This window comes from Flagellimonas allohymeniacidonis (assembly GCF_004296335.1).
GTDB lineage: Bacteria > Bacteroidota > Bacteroidia > Flavobacteriales > Flavobacteriaceae > Flagellimonas > Flagellimonas allohymeniacidonis.
In genome coordinates this window covers 310,019-326,285 of record NZ_SGIU01000001.1, presented here as the reverse complement: position 1 = coordinate 326,285, position 16,267 = coordinate 310,019, and the positions used below count along the sequence as shown (strand labels likewise).

The following is a 16,267-nucleotide window of genomic DNA, read 5'->3' as shown; positions in this document are numbered from 1 at the left end:
GGCTATTGGTTTTTGTAGTTGTATTGATAGTGGGAGACGATGTTTCCATCCTGGTCTTTGATTTCAGAGAGCCGATTAAAGCTGTCGTAGTGGTAGGTGGTGGTATAGCCTCGAGGGTCGGTGATTGAAGTAAGGCCGACAAGTGGGTCATAGGTCATGGTGGTGACCATGGCTTCAGAAAGCGAAGAACTTCTTAAGCTGTTGAGTTGAGTAGAATTTAATCCACCACTTCCGAGATCAAATCCAGAACCAAAACCTGATAGTAACTCAATTTGGGAAAATGTGGCATTCTCAATCTTTGCTACCGGATACATATTATTATAGCCCCATATATAGGAGATAGGCGTGCCATTTTCCAGACCTACTTCAATGATGTTGCCTTGGTCATCATAATCGTGGTAGACGATTCTACTTTCCATATCCGTTCCGTCCTTTTTGGAATTCAGACTTTTGGGGAGCACATTGGGACCATAGACTTCGTACAATTTTCGGGTCATCATTTCAGAACCTCCTGTTTTCTGGTTGGTCTGAATAATCTCTCCGATTTTGGGGTGGGTGCCATTTTTCTTCAATTTGCCAATTACAATGGAGTCAGGTCCAGTAAGATTTCCTCCAGGCAAGCTAGATGTCGTCTGTATATCATCAGGGTAATACCACCTTTGCTGTTGCGCCAAGCCTTGGCTATCGGTGGTCTCCATTCGGGTACGCTGCTGGTGCGTGGGGTTATCATAATAATAGTTCTCAGTTCGGGTTACCTGGTTCGGAAAATAACTAATGGTCTGTTTGGAAACGGGTTTGACCCAGGCACTGGTGATATAATAATGGTCCCAGGCAAAAGTGGCATTGGTGGGGAAGAATTCGGCCTGCACTTGTCGTATCACAAAACCGGCAGACAGTTTATCCCCGCCATAATTCTCTGAGGAGTTCCCCACGAATTGGGTATCAAAGGCATAGGTATTGATCTCCTCCTGCACCTTGCTACCAGCGCTGTTCATCATTTCCTTCTTTAAAAGAAGGCCCCTTTTCCAAGAATAGGATGTTGGGGGAATATTCGGAAACTTGAGCCCTGTTCCATTGTAGGTGTCAATGTCGTTGGTGAAGTGATACACCGTTTTGCCATTGCCCGCCTCACTGTTGTTGATTTCGGTGACTCGAGAATAGCCAACCGAATTCCCCAAAGCGGTGGCCAAGGGATAAATACTGGAATGCCCCCTGCCCAAATAGGTGCAAATATTGGAGTTCGACTGATTCTGTTGGTAGACAACATAATGGAATTGGGGAATTCCCTGTAAATACCCACTGGATTGTGTGGAACCTGCCTTGTTGTAACTGTAGGTGCGTTCCTCGTAATCCACACCATCATAATTTCTTATTTTCTGGATACGAAGCCCACCCGTAAGTTTGTTTTGGGCCGGAACGGTCTGCTCCTCATACCAAGAGAACCTTGCCCTGAACATACAGGCACTGCCATCCACCTCAAACTCCAAGGTATAGTTCCCAGGGCTTAGGGTTAAAGCATGGTCATCTGAGGAGACATAACGGCCCACCTCCTGATTGTTGCTATCGAGAATCTTGGCCAAGGCTCCATCTTGAAGTACTATTTGGCTGGGCGGATTACCACACTGATTGAGGATATTTAAGTTTATGTTTTGGTAGGAGCTCTGTATGGTAAAGGCATGGGTGTTGTCGTAGGGAGGACCGAAATCGGCATACCTAGTGAACCCCCCAGGTACGTATTCGGTCGTGGTCTGGTCCTCGTAATAATCATTGGACTCATAAAAGAATTCAGAGGTGCCTTGTGTGGGATAGGTGATTTTGGTCAACACCCCGGCCTGGCTGTGTGTGGTGCTCACCGAACGGTCGGCGCCCGCTATCAGCGTACCTGCATGGTAGGTTTCCGGTAAAATGGTGGTATTGGACTTGCCGTTGTAAAATCCCCATAAATCCTGTGAATAGCTGAAACGGGGTGGCAGGTTGACGGATTCATTATAGGTAAACCGGTGCTTTTTTTCAGAGTTCACCTCGATCAGCTCCGTTAGTTTTAAGCGGTTGTCGTCCTCGGTTGAAGTACCTGTTGGACCAAAGTAATCATATACCAACTCGAAGGTTTTTACCACCCCGCTGCTATTGGAAATGGCGACCTTTCGAAGGGCATGGTTGCCAGAAAAATCAGTTCGGGTGTTGGAACCATTTATAGGATAGGATGGGTCATCCGAATAGGTGAACTGTACATTACCACTTGAGAAATTAATGCGGTCCAGTACGCGTTCCGTGTGCGTAATGGTCTTTTCGCAATTCTCCGGAGCTTTTGTGGAGCAACCAAAAGGCAAACTGATTGGATGGTAATCCGTCGCCTCTTTGGCCAAAATGTACTGATAGGTGAACGTGCGGTAAAGAAAATCTATAACCTCTCCAGTGTGTGTGGTGATCTGTGTAAGCTTCCAACTGGTAGAAACATTGTTCCCAAGATAGTTGGAGGCTCCTCCCTGACTGCAGTTGGAACCCACAACGGACATCCCCTGGGCCGTGAACAAAAAGGTGTTGCCCATTTCATCAACTATGGTGAACTGGGTCATTAAGGGATTGGTAGTTATCGAAAACGCTTCTTTGGGAATAAGATGGATATCACCCGATTCATCAAAGATGAACTTCCCGGAACGTCCCATAAAATTGTATTGAAAAACATCAGGTTCAGAGTCCTCGTCCCCTGCCACCACATCAACCGCATAATTATAATCCGCAATTCGGTTTGCGTAATCATTGGGATCAAAGGTTCCTACATCGGGTCGAGCTGTACCTGGCGAAACCGTGAACTCTTTAATGCCTGCAACACTGCGGGAAATTACCCCCTCGGCATTCAAGGACCACCCAAGGCCCACACGTGAGGCCTTCTCATCTACCCGAACCCCAGAAGGATGGTAGCTTAGGCTAATGGGTACCGACAAGTCTGATCTCGTGGGCACTGCATATAGGTCAATGCTGATATTGGGTGTACCTGTGTAATAGCCCACAGGTATTTCACCGTATTTTTCCATTTGCTGCACGTCAGGTGCTGGGGGAATAATTCGAGGGAGTTCATAATCGGTCTCGGGCGGTGTTCCTTGGGCATACATAAAATGTATGCTTAAAAGACAGAGGGCTAGAAGAATCTTTTTTGTCATGATTTAATGTTTGATAAAAGTGTTTTTAATCGTGTATTACTTTAAGTAACCCTATCTGAATTGATGGTTAAGCATTGGCCATAGCCATCCCTGTTGCTGTTAACCGAAATGGTCATCAGCAAGATGAAGTGGGAGCCGCGAAGAGGTTGTTACATCACTCTAGTGAGAAGAGGATGAATAGTGGAAATACTCAGAAAGGCGGAATGCAATTTGCGGAATTCAGTTTTGGGTGTATAGCAATAGTGTTAAGCGTTAGTTAATCTAATCGGTTATGGTTATAATTTAGGTCCTCTCCAAATTCAACAAAAGCGATTGTTCAAATTACTGAAATGGATTAAAGCGTCGGATTATCAAATCTGAATATTGCTTGCGACAACATCAAGTTTGTAATAGAAAAAAGACTGACAGCATTCTGACTTAAATGTAGGTATTTTCTTCTAATTTGGAAATATAATTTATCATAAAAAATAGTAATGAAAGGGATAATCTTTTTCAATGCTCCAATAGATTTTTGAAAACCAAATACTTACGAATATATTGAGTGCATTTAGCTCCAACTATCGTCATCAGAATACACATTTTTTCAATTTCAAAGGGAATACATGCCAAATTCCGCGCCTGTCCCATTTATTGTGTTCTTTTCCTGCTAATTGTTTTTTTTTACTTAAATAATAGGGTTAAAATTCTTACTTTAGAATTAAGAATCATACTTCACACTTTATATAATGATAGACCGTAGTTTTTTCAAGAAACAAGTGCATGCCATTAACCTCCAAGAGACTTTAATTGTTCTGGCCATAATCGGAATTTTGTTGCTTTTAGCTTTGCCCAATCTTATGCCCTTGATATCCAAAGCCAAGAGTGTGGAGGCCCAAGTGCAGTTAAAGGCCATCTACAATGCGCAGACCACACACCGATATATGTACAGTAAATTTTCATCCGATATTTCTGAAATTGATTTTGAACCCCCAAAAACGGTTAAGGAAAATGGTACAGCCAATTACGTGTACCAAATTGTTAGTGCCGATAATGCAAGTTTCACGGCACGGGCAGAAGCTATTACGGACTTTGATGGCGATGGTGTCTTCAATGTATGGGAGGTCGATGAGAATGGGAATCCCAAACAAATTGTAAAGGATTGATCATCTTCCTAAAAATTATGGCCATGCTTTGCTTCGGAAGTATTTGTTTTCAGGATTTTAAGGAACGAAAGGTATATTGGGTTATTTTTCCAATCCTTGGGCTCCTTCTTTGCACCCTATATTTTAGGGTTTCTTCAGAACCCTTGGTTCCTTTTTTGAATATTGTTCTCAACTTGTTGTTGGTTGGCGCCTTTCTATTGCTTTCCTATCTGTATGCAAAACTCATATTAAGAAGAAGGTTCGTGGACCACAGCTTGGGTTTGGGCGATATATTATTGTTTTTGACCCTCGCTTTAGGATTTCCCACAATCACGTTCGCCATATTGTTTGTTGCTTCCCTGATTTTTTCACTTCTTGCATTTCTAGCCTTAAAAAGTAAATTGAAAGAGGCCACCGTTCCGCTGGCCGGTTTAATGGGTCTTTTCTACGCCACCGTTTTGGCATACTCTATTTTTTTTCCCAATCCTTCCCTATACCTGTACTGATTTGAAGACCGATTTCCAAATAGAAGCCCAACTTACACAATGCCTCACGGCAGAGCAGGCTTTTCATTATCGTATTGTGCCAAGGGCCATAGAAAATAAACTCTTGTGTCTTCTAACGGATGCTGAGCCCTCCACAGCACTGGAAACCGAATTGTTCATGGTTTTGGATGCTCCGGTCGCCCTTGAAAGAACCGATTCTGAAACCCTTCAAAACTATCTGACTGCCAATTATCGAAGGGGCAGGCAGGACAATGGGAATCAGCTGCGATTTACTCCTGATTTTTTGGAGAACATCCTGCTGACCGCAAAAGAATTGGATAGTAGCGACATCCATTTTGAACCTTATGAAAATTACTGCCGTATCCGGTTCCGTTTGGATGGGAAATTGGTGGAGCACTATCAAATTCCTTCAGAAGACTATGCTTCAATCGTCAATAAGATCAAAATACGGGCCAGTATGGACATTGCAGAGAAACGACTCCCGCAAGATGGTCGAATCACCGTCAAAAGGGATACTGAGGAATTCGACATCAGGGTTTCCTGCTTACCCACGCTTTTTGGCGAAAAAATTGTACTCAGAATATTAAAAAGAGGTACCCAAGGATTAAGTTTGGAAAGATTGGGGCTGAATGCCCTTGAGCTGCTTCGGTATAAAGAAGCTACCAGAGTCCCCAATGGCATTGTTTTGATTTCTGGCCCTACGGGTTCAGGAAAAACAACCACATTGTACGCCACCTTAAAGCTTCTCAACGATGAAAAAACCAATATCCTCACCATTGAGGATCCCATAGAATATACCCTTGAGGGTGTAAACCAAGTGCAGCTCAAGGAAAATATAGGCCTGGATTTTGCCAGTGCACTCCGTACCTTCCTAAGACAAGACCCCGATATTATCATGGTTGGGGAAATACGGGATGTAAAAACCGCCAACATGGCCATTAGGGCCGCCCTGACCGGACATTTGGTACTTTCCACAATACATACCAACTCCGCTTGGGCCACAGTTTCCCGATTGATTGATATGGGAATACCACCTTTTCTCATTGCCAGTACCCTCAATCTTAGTGTAGCGCAGCGATTGGTTCGTAAACTCTGTTCGAATTGCAAAAGTCGAAGGGAAATTGAAGAAGATCTTTTTCCAACCGGATTCAAAATACCAAGCCATCTTACACAGCATTACACAGCAATTGGGTGTCCAAAATGCCATCATACTGGTTACCAGGGAAGAAAAGCCATTTACGAAGTTATACCAATCACAAAAGCCCTATCCGCTGAAATTCGAAACAATGTATTGGAAGTAGATTCTTACCTAAAAGCAAATAAAATTACTACCTTACGGGAAAATGCCCTGGCTCTTATCGAGGACGGAAGCACTTCCATTGAAGAGGTATACCCACTGTTAACCAACTAACCCCCATGAAGCACTACTTGTTGTTCTTTGTATTACTCTTTGGCTTTTATTCCTTTGGGCAAACCGACAACCGCATTCTTACCATCCAAAACAATTTGGAAGCCCTGCAGGTAGATAACAAAGGGTTATCGGAAAAGCTGAAGTTGGATATCAATGTCGGTAGTGTTTCCCTTTCCAACTTTCTTCTCGCCGTTTCGGAAGTGCACCAAATCAACATGAATGTTGATCCCAGTCTTCAAGGCATCAACCTGGTAAACAACTTTTCAAATGTTACGGTTTCAGATTTGCTCGTCTTCCTTTGTAAAGAATTTGATTTGGATATCGATTTTACGGGTAACATCCTTTCCATAAGAAGATATATTCGCGAACCCGAACCTGTTCCTGAAAAAGAAATATTGGTCGCCTTTGATGCTATAAATAATTTGGTATCCCTGGATCTCAAAGGAGACGCTCTTGACAAGACTTTCCGAAAAATTATTGATGTTACTGGGCAAAACTTATTGTTCAACCCCGGTATGGAAAATATCCCCTTGACCTTGTATTTAAAGGAGGTACCTGTTGAAGTCGCTCTTAAGAAGTTAGCCGAGACCAACAACTTGATTTTCTCCAAATCCCGAGAGGGCTTTTATCTTTTCGACCGAACTAACACTTCGAACGAAGTCTCCAATGGGAATCCAATGTCCTCCCAACGAGGTAGTAACTTCAACTATCAGGTCATTGATACGCTCAAGCGTATCGTTACTGTGGATTTTGAGAATGTTCCGGTCGCTGACATTATCCAGGCCTTGGCCTTTGACCTTGATCTTGATTACTATGTGGCGACTCCTTTGACAGAAGCAGGCTTTGCCAGCATAAAGACCAAGCACATATACTTTGATGAGCTTTTGACCAAAATTTTTGAGAGCCAAGCCTCCTATCAAACTCCATTGCCCCAAAACCCGAATAATCCATCACGCAATTCCAACGATATAAGACAGCGACCCAATACAACATCGGTTAACGGTGGCTTAAGCTTTACTTTCAAAAAAGAGGATGATATTTATTTCTTCGGTACTGTAGATCAATTGAGTGTTAGGCGTTTTGAAGTGGTACAGATGATGTATCGCTCAGTAGAATTATTGGGTGACCCTACCCCATCCGCTGGACTTGGCAGATCAGCCGGGAGAACTGTAACCGGCGGGGTCAACTATTTAGGTGGTGGTTTCCAAAATACCAACGGCTTTGGAGCCTCACAAAACCGTGTTGGACAGAATTTGAACAACCGTCGCACCATCAACGCCCGTAATTCCCAATTTGGGGATTTTAGCTCTTCTGCAGAAGCCATAGTCAGTATTCTGCCCGATGAGGTGGTCGCCGACTTGGACATCAAAGTAGATTTTGAACTGAATAGTTTTTTGATAAGCGGTCCAGCGGCCAACATCAATCGATTTAAAAAATTTATCAAGGAAATTGATAAACCTGTGCCCGTAGTGCTCATTGAAGTTATGCTCATTGAGGTGCGAAAAACTGCAACCGTTGAAACGGGAATAAGTTGGGGCATCGGTGATGGCCCCGTGGATACGCAAGGAGCCATATTCCCGAATGCAGATATCACTTTGGGTGCCAATACCGTAAACAAAATCATTGGTGGGTTTGATGGATTTGGATCATTTAACATTGGTAAGGTGGTGCCTGAGTTTTTTGCAACCATAAAGGCCATGGAGGAAAATGGAAATATAAAAATTCGGTCCACCCCAAAACTATCAACCCTGAACGGGCACCGTGCCAATCTTTCAATAGGGGAAACCACCTATTATGTGGTGACAAGCCAAAACTTCTTTGGATCACAAATTCCGACCGCATCCGAAATCCGAAATTTTGAGCCCATCGATGCGGAATTGGCGGTAAGCATTAAACCCCTGGTCTCCGGAAATGGACAGGTCACCTTGGACATCAATGTAATCCAATCCGACTTCAGTGGCGAACGCATTGACGAGGATGCCCCTCCAGGATTGACCTCCCGTGAGTTCAGTTCCATTATTCGAATGCAAAACCAAGATTTGGCCATATTGGGCGGCTTGGAGGAAAAAGTTAAACGAGATACGGGCAGCGGTGTTCCCTTTCTAGCGCGGATACCCGTAATCAAGTGGTTGTTCAGCCAACGAAGAAGAGAGGATTCCAAGCAAAAACTAACCATTCTGATCAAACCTACAGTCATTTATTAGTGGTCGATACGCTCTCCAAATACACCCCCATTGGACATCATTTTTACGGATTGGAAATCTGTCAGTTCAACAATGGACAAAAACTCTATTTGGTCAAAATAAAAAAGAAAAAAAAGGAGTTGGAAATTGTTGAACAGCTAGAGTTTGAGGATGTTGAAAAATTGGCGAAAAGCATTGAGCCGTCCACTCCTTTGTTTCTTACCGTCAATACAAGGGATGTAATCACCAAAAGTGCCGGAGATTCAAAACTTGAGGACAAGGCGCTGGCCAATAGCCTTTTCCCCAATATGGACTACAATCTTTTGTTTTATGAAATATACACCCTTGGAAACGAGCGTTTTGTGTCGATTATTCGGAAAAATATCGTTTTCGATTTTTTGGAAAGGCTCAACGATTTGAAGGTTTCTATTTTTTCTGTCTCACTTGGTCTATCTGGTCTCCAGACACTTTTGAATTATATCGATGAAAAGGAGATTATCGGCACTTCTTACAAATTGACCAGGGAGTCCTTGGGCAATAGCATCACCATCTCCACCACAAATGAAGAGGAGGAAAGAGTTTACAGTCTGAATGGACTACAGGTTCAAAACAAGTATTTATTGGCTTTTGGTACCATAGCTTCAAATATTCTTTTGACCGGTAATAAAAACTCAAGCATGTCTGAACTGAATAGAGGCCTTGAGATTGAAGTCAAAGGCAAAAAACTTTTGAATCTATTGACCTGGTCTTCGTTAATTTTCTTTCTAAGCGTTCTGATGGTAAACTTCCTTTTTTTCGATCACTATCGCGGTTCCATACAAAACTTAGCCAACGAGCAAGCGGTAAATGCAAAAAGTCTTGAGAGCATTGCCCAATTGAACGAACGTGTGGAATCAAAAGAAAAAAGGCTGGAAAAGGCCCTTTCCACCTCCAACTCCAAAGTTTCTTACTATCTGGATGAATTGGGGCGAACAGTTCCTGGTTCAATTACTTTGGAAACTGTGATTTATCAACCTTTGCTGAAACCCAAAAAAGATTTGAAGCCCATGGCCTATGCCATGGATGAGATTAAAATTATTGGACTTACCGGGAGTGGTATTGACTTTTCCGATTGGGTCACAAAACTGGACAACTTAGGTTGGGTAAATAAGGTGAAAACTCTGGAATACGACTATCAGAATAAGAAAACCTCCCTGTTTGAACTAAGGGTTTACATAAATGATTGATACGAATACGAAAATTAAGGTTGTTTTGGTGATGATTCCATTGCTGGCAATCATATGTTACAACTTTGCCATCTCCAACACCATCGACCTCTATGGTCAACACAAGGAATTAAGTAAGAACGAAAGCCAAATTCTTAATTTGAACCAACGTTTGGCCGCCCTTAGTAGCAGAGAAGCCCAAGTAGATTCGATTTTAAAGAGTTTCAGTCTAAACCATAATCAAACCGAAAATAATTTGATTTCAATTTTCGATGGATTAAAAAACGAGAACCAAGTATTTGTAATGGATTTTAATCCTCCGCACACCGTCGACTTGGACCAGGGTACTTTGGTTACCTATGAGATAACATTGGAAGGAGATTTCAGCGGGCTATTAAGAACAATATTTGAGCTTGAGTACAATCACCACATTGGAAGAATAGCACATGTTCATCTTCAAAAAATTAAAGACCGAAGAACACGAAAAAGCAAGCTGCAATCCACCCTATATTTAGAAGAATACAAATGATGGGGTTCCTATTTCTTCTGATAAAAGTCTCTTTTGGTCAGGATTTACGAAAATCACTGCTTAATCACGCAAACCCGAATGAAATAAGCATCAAAAAGGAAGTCTCTCAATTTAGTAATCAATACACATAACTTTAACCGAGTGAAAAACTATATTCCTTTACGTTTCCACGGATTAATAAAGACGATCCTAAAGCGGATCGTCTTTAAAAAATATTATTCGTTGTGATACGTGTGTCGATGTTCGCTGTAATAGTCCAAAATAATAGCCAATAGTCCATTTTGAAAATACCTGCCTATTAAATCTCCATATTGACTTTCTGTTAAGGCGCCTTGTTGAGAGGGCTTAGGACAATTTTGCCAAGCCAACCTGACACCATCCTTATAATCTGCTGGAAAATGCGGATTAGAAATTGTGGCTTGATACGTTTGCACATCATAGGTGGAAGCGAGCTCACAACCTGTTTGATAACCTTGGGAAGAATAATCTGCAATTAATGGATTGCTTTGAGAACTTCCTGAAAAACAAAATAGAATTACCATGCCTAAAAAGAAAACTACCTTTTTCATTACTTCATTGGATTTTAATTATGTCTACTCTTTTAATAGGTTTTCGACTTGCCCTATTTACCCTAAACTTGTAAGACAGAATATCTTGATGAGTAAGAATATTCGTTACAATTTCATGCGGTCAATATTAGGCTTTCCAATAAGGGTGTCCTAGCTAAAAAGAATAAGTGTAGGTCTTAAACATTTAAGCGGTAACTATTTCAGTTTAAGAGAAATCTTGGATGATGGCATTGAGATTATTCCTGTTCCGAATAGAGACTAATACTACTTCGTTGTTTTTTAAAACTAGATAGCCCCCTTTTTTAATTTTTCGGATATGGTTGATGTTTATTAGAACTTTTCTGTTGGCTCTAAAGAAGCCTTTTTGTCCCAATAACTCGGTAAAATACTTCAATGTATTATTGGCTAAGTATTTCTTGTTGTCATTCAAAAGAAATTGGGTGTAGTTTCCCTCTGCCTGGCACTGCACAATTTCATCTATATTAATAAAAATGTGTTCACCTCCAAGATTTAAGAGCAATTTGGAATTGTTTTTTGAAATAAAACTGGATAAATCGTAGTGGTTTTGTGCAAATCTTTTTTTTTCTCTTACAGAGAGAAAATATCTATCCATAACCCTTTTAATCTTTTCCTGTTGCAGTGGTTTCAACAAATAGTTAAAGGCATAGTGCTCAAAGGCCCTTTGGAAGTAAGTATCATAAGCTGTTACGAAAATTATATCATGCTTCCCTTCCTTGTGTTTTTCCAATATGTCAAATGCGTTTCCGTCTGGCAATTTTATATCCAAAAAAACAAGGTCTGGTTGATTACTGAATAATTTGTCACTGTTTCCTACAGTATCGATTTCCCCTACAATTTTGATGTTCTCGTACTCTTCTAATAAAAATAACTTCAATTGAGAGGAACAGATTTGATTATCCTCAACTATACCTACCTTAAGTGATGTTTTATTGGTTATTTTCATATACCCAAAAAATATTTTTAGACCTCCATTACCAGCTATGAACAATAGAATATTCGTTGTACTTATCGCAATTCTCCTACATGTCGGAGGAATTAGCCAAGAAAGTCTCTTTACCCAACAATATATAGATACCTTCCAGATGCGACCAATTACCAGGTTAAAACTTAAAAAGTTCAAAGAAGTTCTGGAAAAAGATAAGGAATTAAAGGGATGGAGCAAGTATTATTCTTTGAGCGCATACCGGTATTTCAGCTCCGACTACAACAAGGATTCCGCTCTTTATTTTGCCAATAAAGCCATTTCATATTTTGAAGAATTTGGGGACATGAACAATTACCAGCAGGAAGCTTTGACCAAACCTTATTTTATCCTAGGCTGGTATGCTAGGCTCGAGGAAAATCATAGAAAAGCAGTCGAATACAATTTAAAGGGGGTTGAACTGGCAAAAACAATGCAAAGACTTTATGCCAGACCTAGCAAATATTTACCTTACTTCTATCGGGATATTATGTATTCCTATGTCGATTTAGGATATATCTCCTCAGCTAAAAAATATGCCCATTATCTCATAACAAATGATTGGTATATGAAACGAGAAGGAATTTACATATACAACCAGCTAGGGATATTGCATTCGTATGAGAACCAACTAGATTCGGCCAAGTACTATTTTAAAAAGGGATTGACCACACTTGAAAAGGAAAAGGAGGAGCCTGATTTCATTGAGATTCAAGAAACTCTATGGATAAATACAGGAAATGTTTTCAGAAAATCAGGCAATTTGGATTCGACATTGTATTACTATAAAATGGCAAATAGTGATAAGCCCTATATAGAATCAAAAAGATTGCCAAATAGAAGTTTGATTTCGTTGCTCAATAAGAAAGCAAGTCTTGCCTATTTGGATATACACAAGGGTGATGTAAATAACGCTTTGAAGGAACTGAACGCTATCAGGGATTCCATTTTCACCAATGGCCTGGACGTAGTTAGCAGGGAAAAGCTAGACCTTAGAATATTACTCTCGGAGACTTTTATTGATGGTTATAAAAAAGGAGGGAACTATAGAATGGCTTTCAGAGAAGCTGAAAGGAAAAATGTTTTGATTGAACAATTAAACGATCTTGTTCTAAAGGAGAATATTGAAGAATTACAGGCTCGCTTTGATTTGAAAGAGAAGGAAAATGAAATAAATGAACTTGGAATTTTAAATGCAGTCCAAAAAGCCAAGATAAGACAGCGAAACACGGTGTTGTATATAATTCTTGCACTTATAATAATCTTCCTGCTCTTGGTATACGGTTGGGTTCAACAGGGAAAACTAAAAAGCAAATACCAGATAATTTCGTTACAGCAGAGACTTCTCAGGTCCCAATTAAATCCACATTTTATTTTTAATTCCTTGAATTCTGTTCACGGCCTTATTACAAAGGAACCATCTAATGCACAGTCTTACCTTTTAAAATTTAGTAGTTTACTTCGGCAAACACTCCAAAATTCCAGAGAGGAATTTATTCCAATTAGAGATGAAATAGACGCCCTGAGGAATTATTTGGATCTTCAATCTAGTTTTTTTAAAAAATTCGACTATCAAATTGAAATCGACAATTCCAACGAATTAAAGGAAAAACTGATTCCGCCCATGTTCATACAGCCTTTCGTGGAAAACTCCATTGAGCATGGTTTTGTTGACAATCAGAATAACATCATTAAAATATCAATAGGTATTGACAAAGGGAAAAAAGTCCTAAACTGCACAATATTGGATAATGGGCAGGGATATTCTAAAGCTATTTCTTCTTCGAAAGAAAAAAGAGATAGCCCTCAGTCATCCAATATCTTAAAAGACCGCATTATGTTATATGCCAAATATCTTAAGACAGATGCTTTTTATAGAATTAAGGGTAGAGATCAGAATATTGGAAATGGAACAACAGTAGATATAAGTATCCCCTATATTGTGGAGTACTAGCCTGTATTTTTCATTTGATTTACCCTTCTTTAATAAAAAATTCCTAGAAAGGTCAACGTATGATTTTAGTAACAATTAACATGATGCCAGATGAAGATTTTAGTTTTGATAGGTAATCTGCTATTCTTGGGAATTTGGGAGATAATAATTACCTCACACAAGAAGACATTGACTTGCTAATAAAAGAATTTTGGAAAAAATGTGCTGTATCGACAAGTGTCAGCGAGGAAAAAACCAAAATTCTAAGGAAAGTTGCTTCAGAAAATGTAATCGAAGGAAGTTCAAATAAACGATGAAAATAAATTAAGTAATTAAATTTTAGTACAATTGAACATCAAAATAGGACATCCATAAAAGATAGTTTTTTTTATAATCTCCATGACCAATCCTTTACAAAACCATAAACGAAGTTTTTATTTAAGTGGTAACCGAAAAAAATATTGGTATTCGGCCTTTCTTTTGGGCTTTTTTGTCTCCATGATTTTAATCGGACTAAGGCCATACGAAAAGAGTATAATAGACCATCCGCATATAACACTTGTAAGAATTGGGGTTGGCTTTATCTGCACGGTGGTCTATATTATTGGTTATGAAATTTTGCTAAGGTGGTTTAACACTGTAAAATTCAATTTTGTAAAACTGATTCTTTTTGATGTTTTTCTGGCCCTAATAAGTGTTATACTTATTTTTCTTTATGACCGCCTTATCGTTGTAAAAGATGGTCATGTTACCTTAGGCTTCCTCTTAGAATATATTTTAATAATAGCATTGCCTTTTTACCCGATTATCCTCTTTATTTTCCATTTTTTAAAAATATCGGTGTTTCCCATTCGAATTTATCCGCCCCTCAAGAAAGAGTATGTATCGAAAGAGGAAAATGTACTAGACATCAAAGAAAATACCGGAATAGTTGGGTTTAGCGTAGAACTAAAACACCTTTTGTATATCCAATCCCAAGATAACTACATTGAGATACATTATTTGAAAGATGGTAATCATAACAAACATTTAATGCGAGGAACATTAAAGAAAATTTTAAAGGACTTTGTTTTTCTACTCAAAGTACATCGATCTTTTGTTGTGAATCCATATAAGGTGGAGCGTTTGGAAGGCAATTCCAATAAAGCGGCAATTTCCTTTAAAGATGTAGGCGTTTCAGTTCCAGTTTCCAAATCGTATTATGCCTCAGTCAAAAACTACTTATCCACTAGTACCAAAACCTAGTCATTTCGCCACAAAATCGAACGCTTTCTTTTTCGTAAATTAAGCTCTGTGTATTTTTTATGGGTTTGCAAAGCAAAACTAGTATAATCATAAGGCCAAATCCATTCTTAAGATACCAAGCTTGTTTTCCCATCAATATTTCAATCATTTATATAGATGCTGTACTTTTTTAAAACTTAATCCTAAAACCAAATGCGACACTTCTTTTTAAAATTCTCAATAGTTTTTTTCTCCTATATCTCCATGCATTCCCAAACTCTAGATACGTTAGTTGACATTGGTGGACAAAAATTGCACTTTAATATAATGAAGGGTGTTGGGACACCAATTCTTTTTGAATCAGGCGGTGGTAATGATGGTTCCATTTGGAACAACATTTTGGAAAAAATACATAAAGCCACTGGTACAACATTAATAACATATGACAGGTCTGGGTTTGGAAAAAGCGAGTTAAACCCAAACCTTAAAAATGAATCGGATTTTGGAATAGTAAATGGGATTAATGAACTTGAAAAGGGACTTTCAAAATTGGGTCTTGACAATGAAATTATTTTGGTTTCCCATTCTTACGGTGGGTTGTATAATCTGCTATACGCCCACAAACATCCTGAAAAAGTAAGGTCGGTCGTTTTGATCGATGCTACTCCGCCAGATTTTTGGAATGAGGAGTTACTTACAATGAGAGATCAAAATGTAGATATCAGTTCAATACCAAAACCTTCGGGCGACTACTATTTAAATGTAAATTTTAATGAAACCATGCGGTATGTAAGAAACTTGAATTTCTCGGAAAACATCCCAATTTTGAATATTTTTCCTGAAAACTCCTTCCCAGGTTTTCCTGATGTACTTTCCAATAGATGGAAAAAACTTCACGAGGAGCTTGGGGGCAAGGACAACGTAACAAACATTGTCGCCAAAGGAAGTGGTCATGCTGTATTTCAAGATAACCCGGCTTTGGTCATAAATGCAATTATTAAAGCGTACTCAAAAACACTGGATGAAGAGCACCAAAATGAGCTGTTACAAAAGGCTTTGGATAATGCGATGGAATTATCTATTGAAGCTAAGATGAACAATCGTTCAGAACAGGATTTGAATGCATTGGGGTATTCATTTTTGGGAAATGGAGAATTGGATAAGGCTCTAGAAGTTTTTAAAGTGACTACGATTTTATTTCCAAATAGTTTTAACGCATATGATAGTTATGGCGAAGCCTTGTTGGAATCAAATCGAAAAGCAGAAGCAATTGAAATGTATGAGAAATCAATTGAGTTGAATCCAGAAAATGAAAATGGAAAAAAAATGTTGAAGCAACTAAAACAAGAATAACAATGCTCAGAGTTTTCTAAATACAACTGCCTTCAAAAAAATAAAATGAATCTCAACAGTTAGAATTGTCAAAAGTATAATTAAAGGATT

General features: G+C 39.4%; 12 protein-coding genes. 9 read left to right on the top strand and 3 right to left on the bottom strand.

Features of this window, described 5'->3' with window-relative positions:
- Positions 1-2: 2 nt before the first annotated feature.
- A complete protein-coding gene (locus EW142_RS01370) occupies positions 3-3,161 on the bottom strand; it encodes an RHS repeat protein (protein ID WP_130608584.1) in 3,159 nt (1,052 codons plus the stop codon).
- Between the two features lie 725 nt (positions 3,162-3,886).
- Here EW142_RS01370 and EW142_RS01365 point away from each other — a divergent pair.
- Genes EW142_RS01365 through EW142_RS01340 form a run of 6 tightly spaced genes read left to right on the top strand, consistent with a single transcriptional unit; the run spans position 3,887 to position 10,116 of the window.
- The gene (locus EW142_RS01365) at positions 3,887-4,303 is read left to right on the top strand and encodes a general secretion pathway protein GspG (protein WP_130608581.1); all 417 of its coding nucleotides are present in this window, start codon (positions 3,887-3,889) and stop codon (positions 4,301-4,303) included.
- Positions 4,300-4,788: a general secretion pathway protein gene (locus EW142_RS01360; protein WP_130608579.1), complete on the top strand. Its 489-nt coding sequence runs from the start codon at positions 4,300-4,302 to the stop codon at positions 4,786-4,788. The genes EW142_RS01365 and EW142_RS01360 overlap by 4 nt, the downstream gene beginning before the upstream one ends.
- Position 4,789: 1 nt before the next feature.
- Positions 4,790-6,199 (top strand): GspE/PulE family protein, encoded by a 1,410-nt coding sequence (locus EW142_RS01355; protein WP_240740130.1) that lies wholly within the window; start codon positions 4,790-4,792, stop codon positions 6,197-6,199.
- Between the two features lie 5 nt (positions 6,200-6,204).
- On the top strand, positions 6,205-8,403 hold the full coding sequence (locus EW142_RS01350; RefSeq protein ID WP_130608576.1) for a type II secretion system protein GspD: 2,199 nt from the start codon (positions 6,205-6,207) through the stop codon (positions 8,401-8,403).
- On the top strand, positions 8,403-9,608 hold the full coding sequence (locus tag EW142_RS01345) for a hypothetical protein (RefSeq protein WP_130608573.1): 1,206 nt from the start codon (positions 8,403-8,405) through the stop codon (positions 9,606-9,608). Before EW142_RS01350 ends, EW142_RS01345 begins: the two co-directional genes overlap by 1 nt.
- Positions 9,601-10,116: a hypothetical protein gene (locus EW142_RS01340; RefSeq protein ID WP_130608570.1), complete on the top strand. Its 516-nt coding sequence runs from the start codon at positions 9,601-9,603 to the stop codon at positions 10,114-10,116. Before EW142_RS01345 ends, EW142_RS01340 begins: the two co-directional genes overlap by 8 nt.
- Before the next feature lie 215 nt (positions 10,117-10,331).
- Here EW142_RS01340 and EW142_RS01335 read toward each other — a convergent pair whose 3' ends face one another.
- Together EW142_RS01335 and EW142_RS01330 are read right to left on the bottom strand one after the other, a co-directional pair.
- Positions 10,332-10,685, bottom strand: a complete 354-nt coding sequence (locus EW142_RS01335) for a hypothetical protein (RefSeq protein WP_130608567.1) — start codon at positions 10,683-10,685, stop codon at positions 10,332-10,334.
- 205 nt (positions 10,686-10,890) lie between these two features.
- Positions 10,891-11,649, bottom strand: coding sequence for a LytR/AlgR family response regulator transcription factor (locus tag EW142_RS01330; RefSeq protein WP_130608564.1), 759 nt, complete (start codon positions 11,647-11,649; stop codon positions 10,891-10,893).
- Between the two features lie 37 nt (positions 11,650-11,686).
- Here EW142_RS01330 and EW142_RS01325 point away from each other — a divergent pair, with 37 nt between their 5' ends.
- The 3 genes from EW142_RS01325 (at position 11,687) to EW142_RS01315 (ending at position 16,177) form a co-directional block, all read left to right on the top strand.
- A complete protein-coding gene (locus EW142_RS01325; protein ID WP_130608561.1) occupies positions 11,687-13,621 on the top strand; it encodes a sensor histidine kinase in 1,935 nt (644 codons plus the stop codon).
- A gap of 378 nt (positions 13,622-13,999) precedes the next feature.
- Entirely contained in the window at positions 14,000-14,845 is an 846-nt protein-coding gene (locus tag EW142_RS01320; RefSeq protein ID WP_130608558.1) for a LytTR family DNA-binding domain-containing protein, read from the top strand.
- A gap of 192 nt (positions 14,846-15,037) precedes the next feature.
- The gene (locus tag EW142_RS01315) at positions 15,038-16,177 is read left to right on the top strand and encodes an alpha/beta fold hydrolase (protein ID WP_130608556.1); all 1,140 of its coding nucleotides are present in this window, start codon (positions 15,038-15,040) and stop codon (positions 16,175-16,177) included.
- Positions 16,178-16,267 lie beyond the last annotated feature (90 nt).

Bases quoted from the DNA above. Each gene is read 5' to 3' on its own strand.
- EW142_RS01370 (WP_130608584.1), bottom strand. From the start codon at position 3,161: ATGACAAAAAAGATTCTTCTAGCCCTCTGTCTTTTAAGCATACATTTT.
- EW142_RS01365 (WP_130608581.1), top strand. From the start codon at position 3,887: ATGATAGACCGTAGTTTTTTCAAGAAACAAGTGCATGCCATTAACCTC.
- EW142_RS01350 (WP_130608576.1), top strand. From the start codon at position 6,205: ATGAAGCACTACTTGTTGTTCTTTGTATTACTCTTTGGCTTTTATTCC.
- EW142_RS01340 (WP_130608570.1), top strand. From the start codon at position 9,601: ATGATTGATACGAATACGAAAATTAAGGTTGTTTTGGTGATGATTCCA.
- EW142_RS01335 (WP_130608567.1), bottom strand. From the start codon at position 10,685: ATGAAAAAGGTAGTTTTCTTTTTAGGCATGGTAATTCTATTTTGTTTT.
- EW142_RS01330 (WP_130608564.1), bottom strand. From the start codon at position 11,649: ATGAAAATAACCAATAAAACATCACTTAAGGTAGGTATAGTTGAGGAT.
- EW142_RS01325 (WP_130608561.1), top strand. From the start codon at position 11,687: ATGAACAATAGAATATTCGTTGTACTTATCGCAATTCTCCTACATGTC.
- EW142_RS01320 (WP_130608558.1), top strand. From the start codon at position 14,000: ATGACCAATCCTTTACAAAACCATAAACGAAGTTTTTATTTAAGTGGT.
- EW142_RS01315 (WP_130608556.1), top strand. From the start codon at position 15,038: ATGCGACACTTCTTTTTAAAATTCTCAATAGTTTTTTTCTCCTATATC.